The sequence below is a fragment of the Bifidobacterium sp. FKU genome (assembly GCF_026016385.1).
Taxonomy (GTDB): Bacteria; Actinomycetota; Actinomycetes; order Actinomycetales; family Bifidobacteriaceae; genus Bifidobacterium; species Bifidobacterium infantis.
On record NZ_CP092888.1, the window covers coordinates 471,449 to 490,347 of the forward strand.

The 18,899-nt window shown below is 57.5% G+C and carries 12 protein-coding genes and 4 pseudogenes; 11 read left to right on the plus strand and 5 right to left on the minus strand.

Features of this window, described 5'->3' with window-relative positions; genetic code table 11:
* Positions 1 to 297 precede the first annotated feature (297 nt).
* The gene (locus MMB48_RS02180; RefSeq protein WP_032743582.1) at positions 298 to 2,121 is read right to left on the minus strand and encodes an AMP-dependent synthetase/ligase; all 1,824 of its coding nucleotides are present in this window, start codon (positions 2,119 to 2,121) and stop codon (positions 298 to 300) included.
* A 179-nt stretch (positions 2,122 to 2,300) separates the two neighbouring features.
* Between MMB48_RS02180 and MMB48_RS11600 the strand changes: the two genes are divergently transcribed.
* Complete coding sequence (locus MMB48_RS11600; protein ID WP_272953012.1) at positions 2,301 to 2,561, plus strand: hypothetical protein; 261 nt, start codon at positions 2,301 to 2,303, stop codon at positions 2,559 to 2,561.
* Between the two features lie 467 nt (positions 2,562 to 3,028).
* A pseudogene (locus MMB48_RS02190) lies at positions 3,029 to 4,992 on the plus strand (ATP-binding cassette domain-containing protein); the annotation flags it as partial.
* A 104-nt stretch (positions 4,993 to 5,096) separates the two neighbouring features.
* Here MMB48_RS02190 and MMB48_RS02195 read toward each other — a convergent pair.
* The 3 genes from MMB48_RS02195 to MMB48_RS02205 all read right to left on the minus strand — a co-directional run bounded on the left by MMB48_RS02195 (position 5,097) and on the right by MMB48_RS02205 (position 9,437).
* A complete protein-coding gene (locus MMB48_RS02195; RefSeq protein ID WP_032743581.1) occupies positions 5,097 to 7,328 on the minus strand; it encodes a sugar porter family MFS transporter in 2,232 nt (743 codons plus the stop codon).
* Between the two features lie 181 nt (positions 7,329 to 7,509).
* Entirely contained in the window at positions 7,510 to 8,772 is a 1,263-nt protein-coding gene (locus MMB48_RS02200) for a histidine kinase (protein ID WP_032743579.1), read from the minus strand.
* Positions 8,769 to 9,437, minus strand: a complete 669-nt coding sequence (locus MMB48_RS02205) for a response regulator transcription factor (RefSeq protein ID WP_248577108.1) — start codon at positions 9,435 to 9,437, stop codon at positions 8,769 to 8,771. Before MMB48_RS02205 ends, MMB48_RS02200 begins: the two co-directional genes overlap by 4 nt.
* A gap of 218 nt (positions 9,438 to 9,655) precedes the next feature.
* Between MMB48_RS02205 and MMB48_RS02210 the strand changes: the two genes are divergently transcribed.
* The 4 genes from MMB48_RS02210 to MMB48_RS02225 all read left to right on the plus strand — a co-directional run bounded on the left by MMB48_RS02210 (position 9,656) and on the right by MMB48_RS02225 (position 13,227).
* Positions 9,656 to 10,063, plus strand: a complete 408-nt coding sequence (locus MMB48_RS02210) for a lactococcin 972 family bacteriocin (RefSeq protein ID WP_032743577.1) — start codon at positions 9,656 to 9,658, stop codon at positions 10,061 to 10,063.
* Between the two features lie 75 nt (positions 10,064 to 10,138).
* On the plus strand, positions 10,139 to 12,091 hold the full coding sequence (locus MMB48_RS02215; RefSeq protein ID WP_032743576.1) for a hypothetical protein: 1,953 nt from the start codon (positions 10,139 to 10,141) through the stop codon (positions 12,089 to 12,091).
* A 30-nt stretch (positions 12,092 to 12,121) separates the two neighbouring features.
* Entirely contained in the window at positions 12,122 to 12,769 is a 648-nt protein-coding gene (locus MMB48_RS02220; protein WP_012576851.1) for an ABC transporter ATP-binding protein, read from the plus strand.
* A gap of 50 nt (positions 12,770 to 12,819) precedes the next feature.
* Positions 12,820 to 13,227: a hypothetical protein gene (locus MMB48_RS02225; protein ID WP_060620593.1), complete on the plus strand. Its 408-nt coding sequence runs from the start codon at positions 12,820 to 12,822 to the stop codon at positions 13,225 to 13,227.
* A gap of 117 nt (positions 13,228 to 13,344) precedes the next feature.
* Here MMB48_RS02225 and MMB48_RS02230 read toward each other — a convergent pair.
* Positions 13,345 to 13,545: pseudogene (locus MMB48_RS02230) on the minus strand (transposase); the annotation flags it as partial.
* A 21-nt stretch (positions 13,546 to 13,566) separates the two neighbouring features.
* Here MMB48_RS02230 and MMB48_RS11605 point away from each other — a divergent pair.
* The 5 genes and pseudogenes from MMB48_RS11605 to MMB48_RS02255 all read left to right on the plus strand — a co-directional run.
* A pseudogene (locus tag MMB48_RS11605) lies at positions 13,567 to 13,821 on the plus strand (beta-galactosidase); the annotation flags it as partial.
* Positions 13,822 to 14,655: 834 nt separating this feature from the next.
* Positions 14,656 to 15,675 carry a LacI family DNA-binding transcriptional regulator gene (locus MMB48_RS02240; RefSeq protein ID WP_050496203.1) on the plus strand — a complete coding sequence of 340 codons (1,020 nt, stop codon included), beginning with the start codon at positions 14,656 to 14,658 and terminating at the stop codon, positions 15,673 to 15,675.
* 278 nt (positions 15,676 to 15,953) lie between these two features.
* A pseudogene (locus MMB48_RS02245) lies at positions 15,954 to 16,778 on the plus strand (Ig-like domain-containing protein); the annotation flags it as partial.
* A gap of 656 nt (positions 16,779 to 17,434) precedes the next feature.
* On the plus strand, positions 17,435 to 18,151 hold the full coding sequence (locus MMB48_RS02250; protein ID WP_032743571.1) for an aldo/keto reductase: 717 nt from the start codon (positions 17,435 to 17,437) through the stop codon (positions 18,149 to 18,151).
* Positions 18,152 to 18,154: 3 nt separating this feature from the next.
* A complete protein-coding gene (locus MMB48_RS02255) occupies positions 18,155 to 18,898 on the plus strand; it encodes an HNH endonuclease family protein (protein WP_032743570.1) in 744 nt (247 codons plus the stop codon).
* Position 18,899: the final 1 nt, after the last annotated feature.

Genomic DNA, 18,899 nt, shown 5'->3' on the forward strand with positions numbered 1-18,899 from the left:
ATCCATGAAGGCGGTCGCAGTCCGGTCGGTGCATTCCCGGCCGGCGCGGCCGCCTCGCTCATGAGTGGAAAAATTCTAAAACAATATTGAAAAATTTCCTTACCGTATATTATCCCTTACTGTAAGAACCTATTGCAAGGCGAAGGAGCCTATCATGAGTCGTTTTACCAAGTGATCCCTTCCTACGACGAAGTGCTCGTGTATTACGGCGAATAGTGCATGACCAAAAGCGTCAGTCAAAAAAGAGAGGGCCCACAGAAAGGCCCTCTCTTCATGTCGGATTACGAACCGCGCGTCTCACCGCTTGCCGTTGTAGATCTCGTTGTCGATCACATCGGCGAACACGCGATTGACGGCCGGGCGCACCACTTTCAGCGACGGCGTCAGGCACTTGTTCTCCTGCGTGAACTGCGTATCCAGCACGGCGAACTTGCGCACGGACTCGGCGCGCGAAACCGTCGCATTCGCCTTGTCCACGTACTGCTGGATCTCCTCGCGCACCGCCGCGTTCGTGGCGAGCCGGTCCACCGGCGTCTCCGTGGACAGTCCATGCGCGGGCAGCCACAATGCCAGCGACTCCGGATCGAGCGTCACCAGCGCGCCGATGAACGGGCGCTGGTCGCCCACCACCACGCAGTGCTCCACGATCGGGCATTTGGCGATCTCTTCCTCCAGCGGAATGGGGGAGACGTTCTTGCCGCCGGCGGTGATGATGATGTCCTTGATGCGTCCGGTGATGGTGATGCGGCCTTCGTCGTCGATGGACGCGAGGTCGCCGGTCCTGAGCCAGCCGTCGGCGGTGAACGCCTCGGCCGTCTTCTCCGGCAGATTGTGGTAGCCGCGGAACACGTTCGGGCCCTTGACCTGCAGTTCGCCTTCGTCGGAAATGCGAATCGAGGAGCCGGGCGCGGGCTGGCCTACGGTGCCGATCACGTTGTCGGTCACGCGCGTGGCGGTGAACGGGGCGGCGGTTTCGGTCATGCCATAACCCTGAATCATCGGCAGTCCGATGCCGTTGTAGAAATGCGCCAGATCAAGCGACAGTGGTGCGCCGCCGCAGGCCACGTACTTGATCTTCGGGCCCAGAGCACCGCGCACCGTGCGGTAGACGAGCGTTTCGTACTTGGCGCGCTCGGCGATTTCGGCAAACGTGTGCTGCTCGCCGGCCTGCTCCTTGCGACTCCAGACGCGCGCGGCCTCGGCGGCCTTGACAAACAGGCGGCCCTTCCAGCCGGCACCGGCCTTGTGCGAGGCGGCGTTGTACACCTTCTCGAACACGCGCGGCACGCCCAGCAGGTAGGTCGGTTCAAACGAACGCAGGTCCGGCAGCAGGGACTTGGTATCCGGCAGATAACCGACCACGCCGTCATCGGAGGCGATGGAGGCGTACTGGATAAATCGTGCGAAGCAGTGGGCCAGCGGCAGGAAGAGCAGCAGGCGTGGATGGTCGTCAAGCACCACTTCATGAAGCGCCTGCGAAGCGGTGATGGTGATGGACACGAAGTTCTTATGGGTCAGTTCGGCACCCTTCGGGTTGCCGGTGGAGCCCGAGGTGTAGACGATGGTGGCCAGATCGTCGGCGCGCACGGTGGCCACGCGCTCGTTCAGTTCCTCGTCCGAAACAGCCACGCCCAGACCTTCGAGTGCGCCCAGTGCGTTGCCCTCGAGCATGAGAATCTGCTTCAAGGCAGGGCAGTGGTCCTTGACCGAGTCGAGCCGGTCGAAGCGCTCGCGGTTGTCGGCAAAGGCCAGCTTGACCGCCGAATCGTTCATGATGCGCTGGGCTTGCGGGGCGGAGTCGGTGTCGTAGATCGGCACGCTTACCGCACCCACAGCGGCCAGTGCGAAATCGAGAATGCCCCATTCGAGACGAGTGGAGGAGAAGATGGTTACCGCGTCGCCCTTGGCGATGCCGAGCGCGATCAGGCCCTTGGCGGCTGAGACCACGCGCTCGTGGAATTCGCCGGTGGTGACGTTCTGCCAGTGGCCGGGGCCGATTTTCTTGGCGGCGATTGCCGTGTCCGCGCCGGTGCGGGCAAGGCGATCGGTGAGCAGTGAATAGATAGTTTGGTCATCGCGGATCTCGATGGATTCGCCGGGCGTGGTGTAGTGGTCAAGCATAAGCGGGCCGTGTTCTTACGTGCGTTGCGTGATGGCTGTTGACAAATCGAGCCATCCTGACAAGTTAGGCTACGCTGGCGTAAGGTTGCGCGCGTTGTGGGCAATGGAGAAGTTGTCTGTCTGGTTTTGTGGATTGTATACAACGCCGTGTCTAACCGGTTTGCTCTACGGTTATGACCGTGTCCATTTCGGGAGCCATCGACTTCCTGCAGGACAAGTACGCGCTGAGCCCGGCCCTGCAGGGTCTGGTCATCAGCTCCATCATGATCGGCGCCGGCTTCTCCGGCTTCCTGTCCGATAAGTACGGCCGCCGCCGAAGCACTGGTCGCCGCGCAGAAGCAGCACTAGGCCGCGTTTGCTGCGTCTATTGGCGAATTGATCATATGGGTCGTCTGCGTGCAGACGACCCTTTTGCGTTCCGTCGGCTTCTGACACCGTAGAGACGTGCTTTCTCGGCTTCGAGGGGCTGATTTTGCCTTATCCGGAAGTCTACTTCCACTTCGAGGGGCTGATGCCCAAGTAGACGCGGCCCTAAAACGGCGGAATGACGTTGACGTGTAGCCGTTTATACTTCCGATTACATGGATGAGGAGCCCCTCGAAGCGGAGATAGACTTCCGGCAAATGCGAAATCAGCCCCTTGAAACGGAAGTAGACCTCCGGCAAACGCAAAAATTAGCTTCTTCGAAACGGATAAATGCACGTATTGGGTGTAGTTGATGCTTCAGCCCCTGATATCGAAGCATATTTTTTCTGGTTGGCGCGTCTAGCATGCGCACTCCGCAATCGAAAATTCTGTGGCCTCTCTCACTTTAAAAGTCTGGCATGTGCGAGGGCGTTCGCTTAAGGTGAATGGGATTGCGCGGAATGTGGAGCGCAGGGTCATGACCATGCGCGTGCTGCAGATCCAGCTGCGCTCGCTGACCGCCATGGATATCGTAGCCTACGGCGGTGCGGCGGCCGGCATTGGTGTGGCTCTATGGCAGTATGCGCATACCACCGCAGCCGCCGCAGGAGCCAGCGCCGCCGGCTGGTCGCCGATCATGCTCGCCGCCCACCTGCCCGGCGCATTCGCCTACCTGGCCTACGGCCTGCAATACCTGATGCCGTTCGGTGCGGGCTTCCCGCTCACCCTCGCCGGACTGCTGCTGATAGTGCTGCTGTCCGCCGAATTCTTCATCCCCATGCGCCAACTCGGCTCCTACTTCCACGTGGCGATGAACGGCATGACCTCCACCAAACGTATCTTCGCCCTGCTGGACACCCCCGAGCCCGCCCATGGCACTGCCATGCTGCCGGCCACCACTGGTACTGATGTTGGGACTGATACCGGTACCAAGGCCGGGACCGAGGCCGATGGCGGAATCACCGTCAGCTTCGACCACGTCGGCTATTCCTATGACAGCGCCGATTCCGGTGCCGCCGTTCAGCAAATGAATTCCGCGCCTGCACCTGCGCTCACCGGCCTCACCTTCACTGCCTACCCCGGTCAACTCACCGCCATCGTCGGCATCTCCGGTTCCGGCAAATCCACGGCTGCCGCGCTGCTTGCCGGCACGCTGACCGGATACCAAGGCTCGCTTACGCTGAACGACGTCAAGGTATCCGACCCGTCCGGAGAGACGCTCGCCCGAACCATCACCCTGATCGGTGCCAGTAGCCATCTGTTTGCCGGTACTCTGCGTGAGAACCTTCTGATGGCTTTGCCTGATGACGGCCAGAACGGTGACGTTGCGTCCGACGCCGCCAACCTGTCCAGTGGCCAGCTCCGGCTGCAGCGCCGGCCGAGATGAGCACGTTCCAAGTCATCAAGCGGTTACTCGGGGAGGCCAAGCCGCTGGCCGGGCTTATGGTCGCGGCTTCCACGGCCGGCACCATCGGCCACCTTGCCGCAACCTTCCTACCGGTGTTCGGCACCATCGCCGGATTCGCACTCGCCGGCAACCCCGTGACCACCACCATCGTCTACGCCATCGTGGCGGCCACGCTGAGCCCCTGGATGGTGTTGGCGCTGATCGCCGCCTTCACGCTGCTCGCCAGCTCGTTCGGGCCGACGCTGGCGCTCGCCGCCCTGCCCGCGAACCTCACCCAGACCTTCACCTCCGCCCGTCGTCTGTTCGGTCTGATGGACGAAGCGCCGGGCGTGGTAGAAACTGGCACTGCGAACTCGGATTATGAGGGCATGCGCCTTGACCACGTCACTTTCGCGTACCCGGGGGAGGAGAGCGAGGCGATTCTCGCCGACTTCTCGCTCGATGTGCCGCAGCACGGCATCCTCGGTATCCAAGGCCCATCCGGCAGGGGCAAGTCCACTATGCTGAAGCTGCTGATGCGCTATTGGGACCCGCAGCGTGGCCAAGTGACGCTGTCCGGCACGCCGCTACCGCAAATCGATGTGCATGCCCGCCGCCGTATTCAGGCCATGATGAGTCAGGAGACCCACCTGTTCGACGGCACGATTCGAGAGAATCTGCTTATCGCCTTGCCTGAATCGGAGATTCGCAATGGGGGAGCGGCCGGTGTTCTTGACGCCCGACTCCGCGAAGCCCTCGCCAAGGCATCCGTGCTTGACTTGATTGATTCGTTGCCGGATGGGCTCGACACCCAGGTGGGTGAGCTGGGCGACCGACTGTCTGAAGGCGAACGCCAGCGCATCGGATTGGCTCGCGTATTCCTACGCAATGCCGACTTGGTGCTCTTTGACGAGCCGACCAGTCGTCTGGATGCCTTGAATGAAGCCATCATTCTGCGTTCCATTCATGAGCTGTCCAAGAGCGAGCAGAATGCGGATAAGGGGCAAGACGTGGCTGTAGTGCTGGTCTCTCGCCGTGAATCCGCCATGCGCGTTGCCGATGCGGTGCTGAATCTGTAAAGTCACACAGTCACAGGCCGCAATACTCTGCAATACAGGATTCCCGCCTTGCGCAGCCGAAACGCACCGACGCGCAAGGCGGGAATCCTGTATTTCCTTATATATCAGCCTCTGATAAGGGCATCCAGAGAGTCGAGGGCCGCGTCGATGGCCTGAGCCTCGCGGTCATCATCCGTCTCGGCGAAGGAATGCTCGCTGTAGGAATCCTCGTCGGCACTGGGCAGTAATACCCCGCGAGGCGTATCGGCACTGTGCGCGTGCTCAATAGAGGCCATATGTGCCGGCTGCACGGCATTTGTCTGCTTGCGGTTTCGATTCGCGTCATTCGCGGAATCAACGGCATCTGCGGCATCAACGCTATCCGTATCATCCGCACCACTGCGCGTAGTCGGCCGATTCGCCAGCGTGCATGGGTCGTCGGGCAACGAATCGGCCAAGGCCGCGACTGCTGCGCTGGCCGCTGCCTCGGCCGCCGCGCCGTCCAGCATCGCACCGGCCGCAGAGCCAGTCACGGAGCCATCCGCAGGGCCATCCGCAGGGCCGCCCGTATACTCGCCGTCGTGCCGTCTACTGGATGACTTACCAACCAGAACAGCGCCCCTCGTACGCCGCACAAGCGACGGCACGTTCTCATCCGTCGTGACTTCCGAGACGGTCGCTGCCGTGTCTTCTTCTGCAGCCATATTCGCCGATGCCTTGGCGGCTTCCTCGGCAGCGCGCTGCGCCGTCAGCCGTTCTGTCTCGGCCCTTTTGGCGGTCTCTATGGCGAAAATCTTCTGCTGTGCCGCAGCGCGAGCCCGCTCAGCCGCATCCATAATGCCCAATGCCTGCTGACGTTCGTTTTCAATACGACGCAGCGTGGCTTCCGCGTGGCGGATATTCGCATCAGCCGTGCTCAGCGAGTATTTTGCAGAGGCCAAATCGGTTTTCGGCTGCCATAGATGCTCGATTTCCTCCAGCGTGCGTCCCATTGTCTCCGGCACCAACGCCACGATGCCGAACAGGCAAATCAGATCCAGAAACGCGAAAATCGCGAACGATATGCCGCCGCCCAATCCATCGATCATCATCGGCGTGAATTGTGCGATGATCCAGTTGGCGAACAGCAGACACATCACACACAATCCGGTGGCGCGACCGCGCAGATACGTGGGGAAGAGCTCGGGAATCACAATCCAAGGAATCGGCCCCATCGAAAAGGCGAACGATATGGTGAACGCCATGACGAATATAAGCGTCAGCAGCGAATTGCCCATGAAATACGAGCCCGAAATGCATAGCGCGAACGCGCACATCATGCCGGTGCCTATTTCCATAAGACGTTTACGGCCGAACGTGTCGATCAGGTACATGCCTACCACGGTGGCCACCAGCTCCACGCCGCCTACGCTGGCGGCCACGAGGAACTGAGTGTCCCCGCCGAACCCGAGATCCGAGAACATCACCGGCCCATAGTAGGAGATGGCGTTCATGCCGATGAACTGGTTGAACACGGCGAGAAAGATGCCGATGACGAGTGCCCGTCGCAGGCCTGGACGGAACAAATCATGGAATTCGTGCGACATCTCGGTTTCCAGTTTGACCGAGGCTTGGATGTCATCGGTGCGCAGGCGTGCGCGTTCGGTGCCGAGGATGTGCTCGAGCACCGCGAAACCTTCATCGGTTCTGCCTACCTGAATGAGGAATCGCGGGCTTTCCGGTGCCCTCCGCATAGCCAGCAGGAAAGCGGCGGCCGGAATCGCGCCTAATCCCAGCATCCAGCGCCATCCAATGGCGATATCCCAGTCGTTTGATCCGTAGGAGGCGATGATGTAGTTGATGACGTTAGTCAGGAAGAGGCCGCAAACCGCAAGCAACTGATAAGAGAAGGCGAGCAGACCACGGATGTTGGCCGGAGCCGATTCGGTGATATATGTGACGGCCAGCGCGGCGGTCAGGCCGATGCCGTAGCCGCCGGCCACGCGCGCCACGATAAGCGCTATGGGACCTATCGTCAGCGCACTCCATACAGCCGCAACGAGGAAGAACGCGCCGCCGATAATAAGGATACGTTTTCTGCCGAATCGGTCGGAAAGGAATCCGGCGGTGGCCGCTCCGATGACGGCACCGAGCATGATGGAGGAGATGACGAGGCCCTCCATGAGAGTACTGAGCCCATATCTGGCGCGCAGGAATTCGATGGCACCGGAGATGGAGACGGTGTCGTAGCCGTACAGTAATCCGGCAAGACCAGCACTCAAAGCCAGTCCGAATGTATATTTTCCTGATCCGCGGGTGCGTATGGCTGTCCCTAAAGGATTGGGCTGCTTGGAGGCAGTCCGAAACAGTCCCGCCATGTGCTCTTCCTCTCAATACAGCTATGGGGGTGCCTATTCATACTAGCCGAACTGGCTCCGTCTGGCGCTGGTCCCGGCCCGTCACGCAAGACAATCCATCCTGGGATGTGAATCAGAGGAATTCGCCAGTCTTTCCGAATGCACTTTAAAGCAATTCGCCAGTTTGCAGTCAGCAAGGGTGTTATTGCCATCGTATAGAAAGACGGAAAATGCTCTCCTTGCCACTATTATCCTTTGATAATGTCCCATTTATGTCCTTGGCTTTTATTCTAAGCTGAGATAGTCCTCTACCGCCTGTCATAGCTCGTGCGGTATAATATGAGGACTTGGTATTACACGTATTGCTTGATATGACTGTTATATCTGCTGCTGTGATATTGACGATAAGACTGCATTCTTTTATCGGATCAGCGTACTTGATCATATTGCTGGTGAATTCATCTATGCCCGTATGGACTATATCCAGCACTTTGGGATCGTAGCTGAGTGGCATAGTGCCCAGAAGTTGTGTGTTCACAGCAAAACCAAGTTCACGCATCTCTTCCTTGGCCTGTGTAAGATGTGCATCAAGCATTTCCTGCTCAGTCTCAGGGGCGGGAGACATTCTGGACTTAGGAAGCTCGACTCTATCGTGTGATTCATTGTCTGCGATGGTTTCGGAACCGAGTACATCGATTGTCGCCCGTATTTTTTCGAGCAGATCTTGAGATATGTCAAGTAGTTCAGAGATTTCGGCTTGGTACTGTTCAGATTGCGGTGGTTGCTCACACCAAGTCCGTATGTCGTGCTGCATGCGAAGTATCTGGTAGGCGAGTCGGTTGGTCACTTGGTCGTGGAGTGTTGCAGCAATTAACTCGCGGCGGCGACGTTCCTCGTTAATCTCCCTCTGACGATCCAGCTCATGGCGGATCTGCTGCATGCGCATGAGCCTAATGCGCCATTGCATGCCGACGCCGATACATGAAGCAGCGGGGAGCGCTACTACGGCAATCATGTCAAAAATAGGCGATGGACTCGCGCCGGACATTCCCAGCATAGCGTGGGAGACGACAGTTACGGATGATTGGACTATGCCTAAGCCGATGCCTAGTCCTGTATATCGAAATGAGACCAGCATTAGAGTGGCGGCAAATGAGAGGAACAACGCCCAAGATAATTCAGATAATGCGGGAACCATACAAATGCACGCCCAAAGCAGAGTTTGCATTATCGCCGCCACAAGTGGAAAACGTATGGAGATGATGGACAGAACCATCGCTACCACGCCAATCGCGAACGCAATCCATCCAATTACACCCGAGACAAGACTGGCGACCAGCAGTATACTTCCGTATCCGCATCCTGCCATGACCGCGATTGCGCGCATGTACATCCAACTGCTGGTACCTATTTCGTCGTTCTGATCCTGTGCAAGTCCATTCCGTTTGGTGTTTTCATGGTTCATAGCAGTCCGCGTTTCTCGCACATGATGATGGCGTGGATTCTGTTCCGTGCATGCAATTTGGCGACCGCACGTTTGACATACGTGCCGATGGTGAACTTGCTTAGGGACAAAGACCTCGTAATCTCCTCAGTTTCCAGTCCTTCGGAGTACATGCGCAGGATTTCAACCTCCCGTGCGGACAGTCGATCTCCGTTCATCCAACGCTTATCTGAAGCCTTAGTAAAGTCTGGAATAAGGTTGGAAGCAGTGTCTGGCACATCAGTGAAACGTGCTGATTCATCAGCAGCGCATTGCGTCGCCGAGCCCATCGATGCGCGTCGTACGGCGCTGGACAAGATGCGTAAGTCCGTTTTGGAGATCAACGCCTGAGCTCCGGCTTCGGCGGCTGCGCGAGCATAGCTTCCCAGCGAAAATGAGGTCATGCATACTACTCCGATGGGTAGCGAATGACGGCGTAAGGTCCTGCATACCATGGCACCGCTCGTGTTCTCCATGGACATATCGACCAATATCACTTGCGGACGCGTTCTCGGGGACAAGCAGTTGTCAATCGCATCGTCGCCTGAGATTGTCGTCCATAGGATGTGCAGCCAAGGCAGACTGCGCAGGATGCTCGACAATGCCGCCAACGTCAGCTGGTCGTTGTCCACAATGCCCAATGTCACTTTTCCTTCGCCTTGTTGGTTCATGTCTTGATGATATTGCGGATGGTCGCCAGCTTCCCACAATGTCACTTATGAAGTGACATCGGTGGATTGTCCCGGAAGAAGGCGATACCTTGAAGACGTTCCGTAAAGATTCCGGAACGGCGAACGCGGGTTCCGGTCAGTGTTGACGGAATTCATGGGTAACGGAACGATCGGATACGAGAATGGAGCACACCATGTCCGTTCAAACAGGAAAACAGTCCAAGCTGAAGATGATGGCGATTGCATTGGTGACCTGCGCATCGATGACAATCATCCCTGTGGCATCCGCCTCTGCTGCTGAGGCCGACGTCATTGCGCCGACCACGGAAAGCGGAGAGTATGGGATTCGGCCCATGTGGCTCAACCCGGAGGGTAAGCATACGCAGTACCCTGCTCAGGGCGGTATCTGGGAATGGGGCTTCTGGAACGTCAAGATTCGTTCCTATTACACGCATGACACACGGACGCATGGCTCTTCGGTCTCGTTGAACGGGGATACCGTGCGCAGCATCGATACAGTCGCAAAGAAGCAGTCCATTGCAGAGAAATACGCTGTGAACTATTGGGGCAATAACGACGCCTACTACTATCGGGTGTCCTGAAAGGTAATGATGAACGGCCGATGGCATATGGCATTCCCGTGTGGTATCGGCCTCTCCTGATGATTGGAGTGTACCATGCATCGTCGCCTGTTCTTCATGGTATCCACGTTGGTATTTCTGCTCGCCACGTTATTGTCAGTCATGGCCAGCGACCTACATGACAGAGCTTTACCCCAAGGAATTCATCCTACAATCTCGATGACACTGGATTTTCAATCACCTAACGTGGATGACGCTCAAATGCTGCGAGAGCTTGCTGATATCGGAGAACAGCAACAACTCGGCATCGTCAAGGTTATGCCTGACCTTGACGGGGATGCATCCGCTCAAGTATTTGTCGCGCTAGATTCCACTGCAAGTGAAAGACTGCCCGAGGGAACTTCAGTCCGTCGATTTGGAAACATGCCGAGTTCTAAGGTGGCAGGACAGTCGCGTCTGTCGGCGGCCTCTGCGAGCGGTCAATACTATCTACTGCAAGGCAACCAGTCTGATAAAGCACTGCGCGATTGGACGGTACGCAATGGGGTAATGGTGGCGTGGGGTGCGGATTCGTTGCGTGATGACGTGCGCTTGCTAGCCTCACAGTCAAGTTTCGTGATGTCGATGGCCGCGGCTCTTGCCCTGATGGTGACGATGGTTCTGTATTGGATGGCATCTAAAGTTCGTTCAAGGGCGTTGCGGGTATTAGCTGGCGTCTCGGTATGGCGCATACAGAAAGACGACATGATGGGCATTCTGACCCCATCGCTGTGTGCGGCATGCCTAATCGACATCGTCTCAGTCACGGTGGTTGGTGCGGTTAGAGGCGCGGTGTTCATACCATACTTCTCTCGCATACTACTGGTACTTGAAGGGACCGTGTTGGCAGGACTGTTTGTGGCGATGCTGATTGTCGGCATGCTGTCATGGCCTTCAGCAACGATGATCATGCGTCGCGCATCCGGCAATATCGGACTACGCCGATCTGCTTTGGCAATGAAAGCGATGGTATTCGTAGCGGTGCTGGCGGTGACTGCGCCCGCAATGTCGGCGATAGCATCGGCTGATTCATCGGCCCGCGAGCAACGTGTATGGGAGCGTTTGTCTAATCAGGTCTCAATAGCGCTGTCGTATGAAAATAACCCCCAACTGGATGCGAAGGTCGCGAACGTGATGCGTGAAATAGAAGATGACGGGAGAGGAGCTCTCTCCTACACGTTCACGCCAGAAATGACCGGAGCCCCAAGTGCTGAACCAGTAGCGTTAGTCACTCAGCAATGGCTCAATATGGTACAGGTCGACCCGGCTCACATGGAGCACTCAGTCCGCGTCACGTTCGATTACCTACCCGCGGAGGCGAAAGACATAGTTTCTCAGATACCAGCATGGAGTGCAGATTCCCAGACCAGTGTGAATATGCTCGAAAGAGCCTTGTATTATAGCGTTTCCGGCGATGCAATACCCGTGCTCAAAGGCGGCTCTGACACTATGCTTTTCCCGAAAAGGCTCACGCTCATAGTTCTCCCTGACTACTCGGGATTCTCCGACTCAGGATTTCTAGTGCCGGCGGCCACCACACGCAACATCGTGTTGACGGGTCTTCAGGATGTACGAGCAAGATTGCGACAAGCAGGGTTGTCAAGACAGGTCAAAGTGCGATACATCGCTGAAGAGCAGATTCTGCAGGCCCAGTTCTCTGCATATTTCGCTTGGCTGCAAGCCGCTGCATTTGTAATGCTTATTGTTGCGTTTGCCTTAACCGTTATGGTGCATGCGATGGTCCGCGCTGCGCTGCGCGCAAGACACGACTATCCGCTCATGCTCAACGGTAGCCCCGCAAGACGATTGGCGGAGTCCACGATACTTGTGGAGAGCAGTACGGCGTTAGTAGGAGGAATTATCTTCGCTGCAATAGCACTTCGCTCTACAGGCATCTCAGCTGCAGTAATGACCGGAGCGCTGGGTTTGCTGGCAATCTTCATTTCCGCACTTTCGCACATTCTGTCCGTACAGCGCATGTTTGTGGGCATCAATAATCGCACTCTTTAATCAACCGAGCCCAGCAGAAAGGACATGTTTATGACCACTATAGAATGCGACAACCTGACGGTACGCATTGCCGGGCGAACAATTTTCGAACACGTCGACCTACATATCTCCGAAGGTGGTATGGTCGCCCTCACTGGCCCCAGCGGATGCGGAAAGACCACGCTGTTGCACACACTCGGTCTTCTACAGGAAGCGGATGGTGGACGACTTATGATCGATCGCGAAAATGTCACGCACGCGACAGCCAGAAGACGTAGACGATTCTGGCATGACACGGCCTCGTTCATCCTTCAGGACTACGGCATTATGGACGAGGAAAGCGTGGCTTTCAATGTCTCCATGCAGCTTGGACCATTTGGACAACGTGCGGGAGGGGACCGCAAACAGATACGAGAGGCTCTCAGAGCTACTGGACTGGCAAAAAGAACTCAGGAACCCGCGTCTCATCTCAGTGGAGGAGAAAAACAACGTCTTGGAATTGCGCGCGCTATATACAAGAACGCGTCTGTAATTTTCGCAGATGAACCCACCGCTTCTCTCGATGCGCATAACAGGCAAATCGTTATTGATTTGTTGCGGCACCGAGCTGATCAAGGGGCAATTGTGGTTCTTGCCACGCATGATCCCATTTTAGTCTCTGCATGTGACCAAAACTACCAAGTAGGCAATCATAACTAATCATTGATTGCTATACCTCGTGAAGTGGAATAGTGAAAACGCAAGGAGGAATGATGGTCCAGATAAACGCTGACGGTATGACGAAGCGCAAATCGCTGGCTAGGCGGGTGCTGTTATACGCTATCATCGCATTTATAACGTCGGCGCTCATTGCGGCTGTCTTGATCATGATTGGTCTCATTCCGCTGAAAAGAAATGGCACAAGTTTGCCGTGCAACGATTTGGCATCCTACCAAACAACGAAGCAGATATATGTCGAGAGCAGCGCAGCCATTGACAAACTCAAATCAGTAGGGAAAAGCGTTAAAGTGAACATTAAACACGCCGATTGCCCCTCCCGGATACAGGACAAAGGATATGTCGAAATTACATATGGAAACGATATCGAACGTGACAAAATCATGAAGATTCTTAATGATGATGGTTTGGGAATATATACTGTGCTTGTTCGACAGTAATTTTTAGTGAGGATATGAAAAAGGAATACTGAAGAATCAGTCACTATGCGCGCCAATTGACTTTTGCCTTGATTGGTAGTGTTTTTTCGGTTATTCGCTGTTTGTGGTGAGTGGTGGTCAGGCGGTGGTGACGGCTTTGAGGTCGAGTTTGCCGCAGGTCAGGTAGATCATGGTGGCGAAGTAGTCCGTGTTGCGGAAGCCGCGGGCCCGTCTCTTCACGTTCCGGATGACGCTGTCGGCGTCCTCGAGGACGGCGTTGGTGTACGGGTGCTCGAAGTATGCGACGATCTCGGCGAAGTGGCGGCGGATCGGACGGGCCGCCTCGTTCTTGGGCCACAGGCGTTCTGGTCCCAGCACGTCAACAGCTTTGCCGAGGTGCTGCTGCCACGCCACATGGGCGGCGACAGCATGGTCAACCCGCCCCAGCGGTTGGGTTACAAACGGTTCGGCAACGACATGCTGCTCGACTTCTACAAGGCCGAACGCGACGCCATCGAAGCAATCTGCCCCGGCAAGCCGTGGTACATGATGGAGCACTCCACCTCCGCCGTACAATGGAAGCCGTTGAACACGCGCAAGCGCGCCGGTGAACTTTGGGAGCTCGACGGCGTCCCCGCCATCACCAGTCACCCCCCCACGGCCAAGGCGCTGCCATCTACGTGGGCTGCGACCTTGGCCGCCACGACATCACCCACTTGCTCACAGAACTCAACACAACAGCCCCCTCCGACGAAAGGGCTCCCGACCAAAGGCCGGGTGGGGGAGAGATCAACGCCGCAACCACGACCGCAGCAGCCACGACTCATGACCCCCCGCATCCTGCACACCATCCGCCAATCCTCAGACGGCACCATCCGCTTCGTTTTCTCTCTGAACCGTTCGAAGCAGCCCGTTGCCGTCAACGGCATTGAGTAAGAGCCAATCATCGCCTGCCGGTGCGAACCCGGTCTAGACGATTTCATTGCCGGGAACGCCGGCCCCACCGGCTACGAGCTGGCCCGCAACGCCATTCTCATCACCAAAACCACGCTCTAGATGAGTGTCCAACCGGCTATCTCCGTTTCAAGGGGCTGATACACCGGTTGGGCAAATGTCTATCTCCGTTTCAAGGGGCTGTTGCCAAAGTAGACGCGGCCCCAAAATGGCTTAATGGCGTTGAAGCAAAGCCGTTTATACTTCCTCTTTCGCGGATGAAGAGCCCCTTGAAACGGAGGTAGATGTCCGGAAAGCCTCAGATCAGCCCCTTGAAGGCCGGATATGGCTCGAAAATGGTGCCATGTGGTCCTAAAATAGGTGAGTCGATGGTCTTTCAGAGATGAAAACGAGGTATGCACAGTGGGGAAAGCCGAATCGAACACAAGTCGTACGGTCGGCGCGGTCAAGGCTGCTTCCACTGCATCCCCTGCCTCCGCCAAGCGTCGAGTCACCCTGCGCGATGTGGCTCAAACCGCTGGAGTGTCTCTCAAAACCGCTTCAAACGTCATTAACGGTTCCGGCCGCATGACCGATGAAACCCGTGCAAAGGTCGAAGCAGTCATTAAGGACCTCGGCTACCGCGTCAATGTGGCCGCCCGCAACCTGAATCGCGACCACACCGGTTTTATTACTCTTGCGGTGCCATCGCTCACTCCGCCGTATCTCGCTGAACTGGCCAATCGCACCATTGACGCCGCCCGTCAGCGCGACTACTCCGTATACGTCACCACGTATGCAGAGGGCTCGGCCAAAGGAGCGCGTGACCTGCTCAAGAACTTCAACTCCACCGTGTCAGACGGCATGATTCTCTCCATGAGCGAGGTGGAGGATATTTCGCCCGAAGACCTGAAGGTCGATTTCCCGCTGGTTATTGTCGGTGCCCGAACCACATGGGGTGTTGCCGACCACGTGACTCCGGACGATGTTGCCGCCGCAGCAACAGCGGCAGGCTACCTATACGATCGAGGTTCTTCTCGTCTCGCCGTAGTGGGCGCACGAGGCGATTATGATACGGCCGCTTTGTTGCAGGCTGTGGAAGGCAGCGCACAACTGCGTTTGCGTGGTGTCATTGAAGAAACGCGCCGCCGTGGGCTTGAGCTGGATCCTCATCTGATTGGTAATACCGCTCAGGATTGGTCCATCGGCGCTGGCGCTCGTGTGACTCAGCGACTGATTGATTCCGGCGTGCCGTTCGACGGCGTGGTTGCCTTTAATGATCAGCTGGCCATTGGCGCATTGACCGCACTACGCACTGCCAGCTATGAGGTTCCCGCGCAGGTGCAGGTCATCGGCTTCGACAACAACGAGGAAGCCCCATACCTGCAAATTCCGCTTACCACCATGGATTCCAGGCTCGACTGGACCGCGCCCACCGCCGTGGACCGCATCCTCGGCCGTATCGCTGGAGACATTTCCAAGCCCGAACTGCTCACCACCGAATCGCAAGTAATTGCCCGCGCCTCCACGCGCTAAACAACATTGCTGTAATGCTGGTGCTGTTGCACGAAGTCGTTGTTGTATAAATGTCCCATGGGGCGGTGATTTCCTCATGGGGCGGTAGCTGAGAATGGCTCTATTCTGCGGAAGGTGAAATTTTACCGACCGCCCCATGGGCAAGTTACCGCCCCATGGGTGTAAGGGTAAAGGCGGCCGAATCGCCTCGTGCCGCCCCCGTGGATATGCAAGTTAAAGAGCACCGGCAGCATGACTTAATGCACATAGAGCGTCCCCCGCATGGTTGTGCCACTGATGCCGGCCTGTACTGGGTCGGCTCAGGTGTCGATAACCAAGCTTTGTTCGATTTCGATGGCAAGGCGCTCGCCTCTCTGCCGACGTTCAAGTACATTCACACCGGTGCCGTCACCGATCATGTGTTCACCAAGATAGATCCAGTGGAGATTACCGCGACTGACTCGGATTCCATCGACGTGATCAAAGCGCAATTGCCGAGTGAGGCGGCTGCACACTATCAGGATGGGGTGGACGAGACCGAAACCGTGACCTGGCAATCCGCTGCGCTTGACTGGATTCGTGGCGCGGGCACATACACCATCACGGGCAACCTGCCTGCCGACGCATGGGGCAATGTGGACAAGGTCTCACTCGTCAAAAAGACCGAAACTCCGGTGAAGCCATCCACGGAGAACTTGGACAAGGCCGTGGCCGAATCCGGGGAAATCAATCGCGATGAGTACACCAACGAGTCGCTCGCCAAACTCGATCAGGCGCTTGCCGCCGACCAGTTCATGCTCGATTACGATTTCTCCGCTCCCGCTGATGCGGCGAAGGTTACCGTAACGCTCAAGTCGAATCCGAATGTTACTGAAACCTATACGGTTGCTGTTGCCTCTCGGGCCGAAGGTGGTTCCGGCAGCGGCTCGGACGGTGCGGGTAATGGCGGGGCTACTATCAATCCCGATACGGGCGAGGGTGATAAGACCAACGGTGCGAATGGCGACGAGATTACTGGTGTGCTGAGCAATACCGGTAGCGCGGTGACTGCCGTGGGTCTTGCGGTTGTCGTTCTCGGCGTGGCCGGTGGGGTCTCGCTTGCTTTGCGTCGTAAGTGCTCCTGATAGAGACTGATACGGCATTATGATGCGGTTGCCGGCAACTGGCTGCCAGATGCCATCTGTCGGTTTTCGTCTGCTGGATGCCATCTGTCGGCTGTCGTTTATCGGTTGTTGGCTGTCAGATGCGTCTGTCTCGGCGCAGCGATGCGATTCTGTCCCGGTTCGTGCATCAATCGTTTGATGTGGGTGCCAGGACAGAAATCACTGTCCTGGTTTGCGAAAACGGGTGTTTTTCGCGTACCGGGACAATTCCCGTTGCCCCGGTTTGCGCGTCAATCGTTCTACGTGAGAACCGGGACAGTATGTTGATTTCGGGATTGGCTGTATTCTGCCGATTCTGTTTGTCGGGGTATGTGGACTTTGGGGATTGGCTTGTCCTGGTTCTCGAAAATGGCCCGAAATTGCGTACCGGGACAACGATTTCTGCTCCGGTGTAAACGTCAATCGATTGACGCCTGTACCGGGGCAAATTCGCGCCCGGGAACAATAGGGCGAGGGCCGGTCGCAGGAGTAGAGCGTGATGTTGTCATGATTGCGCCCGGCTCTCCCACACGGAAGGCCGGGCACAATCATGCCGTTTGGTTGCAGCACCCGCACATCGCCTGCATAACCGTGTACAGTGGCGTGTAGTTGCAGTACATGAAGGAGCATCGCACATCATGACCAACGGGCACATCAACCCCGCCAACGTGCCGGACATCGCCTTGAAAGACGGCCATTCCATTCCGCAGGTCGGCCTTGGCGTCCTACGCATCGACGACGAGGGTGTGGTCCCCGTCGTCGAATCCGCGCTGGAAGCCGGCTACCGCCACATCGACGGTGCGGCCGGCTACAACAACGAGGCCGGCGTGGGTCGTGCGCTCGCCGCTTCCGGATACAACACCGGTGCCAAGCGCGAGACCCTGTGGGTCACCGCCAAGCTGCGCGACGAAGGCATGGCACGTACGCTCGGCGTATGCAACTTCATGCCCGCCGATTTGAAGCGTCTGCACGAGGAGACCGGTGCATGGCCGGCCGTCAATCAGATTGAGCTGCATCCCACGTGGCAGCAGCGTGAAGTGGTGGCGTTCTGCAAGGAGCACGGCATCGCCGTGGAGGCCTACTCGCCGATGGCGCGTGGCTCCGACCTCAACGCCGGCGACGGCACCATCGAGAAGATCGCCGCCGCCCATGAGGTCAGCCCGGCCCAGGTGATTCTGCGTTGGCACATCGAAAACGGCACGATCATCATCCCCAAGTCCGTGCATGCCGACCGCCAGAAGGAGAATCTCAACCTGTTCGGCTTCGCCCTGACCGCCGACGAACATGCCGCCATCGACGCCCTTGACGGCCCCGCCCGCGCCGGCCACGACCCCCTCACCTTCACCTATGCGTGATTGATGGCACGCCGTAACGCCCACTTTCGCTGTCGTTTCAACGCCTCCGGGCCGCTGGAGCGCATGCTGATTCTCATCGTTCTCGCCGCAGCAATCGGCGTGACCATTGGCCTGCTACTGCCGCAGGTCAGCTCCGACGCGGCCAAAATCACCGGTGGCTACACTGCCACCGGTTCAGCCGCCGACACCTTGAACGCGCTCGCCGTAGACGACAATCAAAGCTCCTCCGGCTACGACCGCGATTCCTTCGGTTTCCGCACCACCGACGCCGACGGCAATGGCTGCGACGTACGCGACGACGTGCTCGCCCGCGATCTCACGGACATCACCTACAAATACGCCGGTTCCTGTGTGGTCGAGTCCGGCACACTGGCCGATCCGTACACCGCTCAGACCATCCATTTTGTACGTGGCCGCGCCACCAGCGCCAAAGTGCAGATCGACCATGTGGTGGCCCTTGAAAACGCTTGGCAATCCGGTGCGCACGACTGGTCCACTGCCAAACGCCATGAATTCGGCAATGACCCCTACAACCTGCTGGCCGTCGACGGCCCGGCCAATCAGGAGAAGGGTTCGGCTTCCGCCGCCTACTGGCTACCCACCAACGCCGACTACCGTTGCGACTATGTGGCCCGCCAGATTGGCGTCAAAGACAAGTACCAGCTCACCGTCACCTCCCAAGAAAAGGACGCCATGCTCGCCGTCCTCCACACCTGCCCGGGCCAGGCCGTGCCCGCAGACGAATAGG

What these genes read in the sequence shown, in the direction of transcription:
- MMB48_RS02200 (WP_032743579.1), bottom strand. Translation starts at nt 8,772, where the DNA reads ATGAACCATGAAAACACCAAACGGAATGGACTTGCACAGGATCAGAAC.
- MMB48_RS02220 (WP_012576851.1), top strand. Translation starts at nt 12,122, where the DNA reads ATGACCACTATAGAATGCGACAACCTGACGGTACGCATTGCCGGGCGA.
- MMB48_RS02195 (WP_032743581.1), bottom strand. Translation starts at nt 7,328, where the DNA reads ATGGCGGGACTGTTTCGGACTGCCTCCAAGCAGCCCAATCCTTTAGGG.
- MMB48_RS02180 (WP_032743582.1), bottom strand. Translation starts at nt 2,121, where the DNA reads ATGCTTGACCACTACACCACGCCCGGCGAATCCATCGAGATCCGCGAT.
- MMB48_RS02215 (WP_032743576.1), top strand. Translation starts at nt 10,139, where the DNA reads ATGCATCGTCGCCTGTTCTTCATGGTATCCACGTTGGTATTTCTGCTC.
- MMB48_RS02255 (WP_032743570.1), top strand. Translation starts at nt 18,155, where the DNA reads ATGGCACGCCGTAACGCCCACTTTCGCTGTCGTTTCAACGCCTCCGGG.
- MMB48_RS02210 (WP_032743577.1), top strand. Translation starts at nt 9,656, where the DNA reads ATGTCCGTTCAAACAGGAAAACAGTCCAAGCTGAAGATGATGGCGATT.
- MMB48_RS02225 (WP_060620593.1), top strand. Translation starts at nt 12,820, where the DNA reads ATGATGGTCCAGATAAACGCTGACGGTATGACGAAGCGCAAATCGCTG.
- MMB48_RS02250 (WP_032743571.1), top strand. Translation starts at nt 17,435, where the DNA reads ATGACCAACGGGCACATCAACCCCGCCAACGTGCCGGACATCGCCTTG.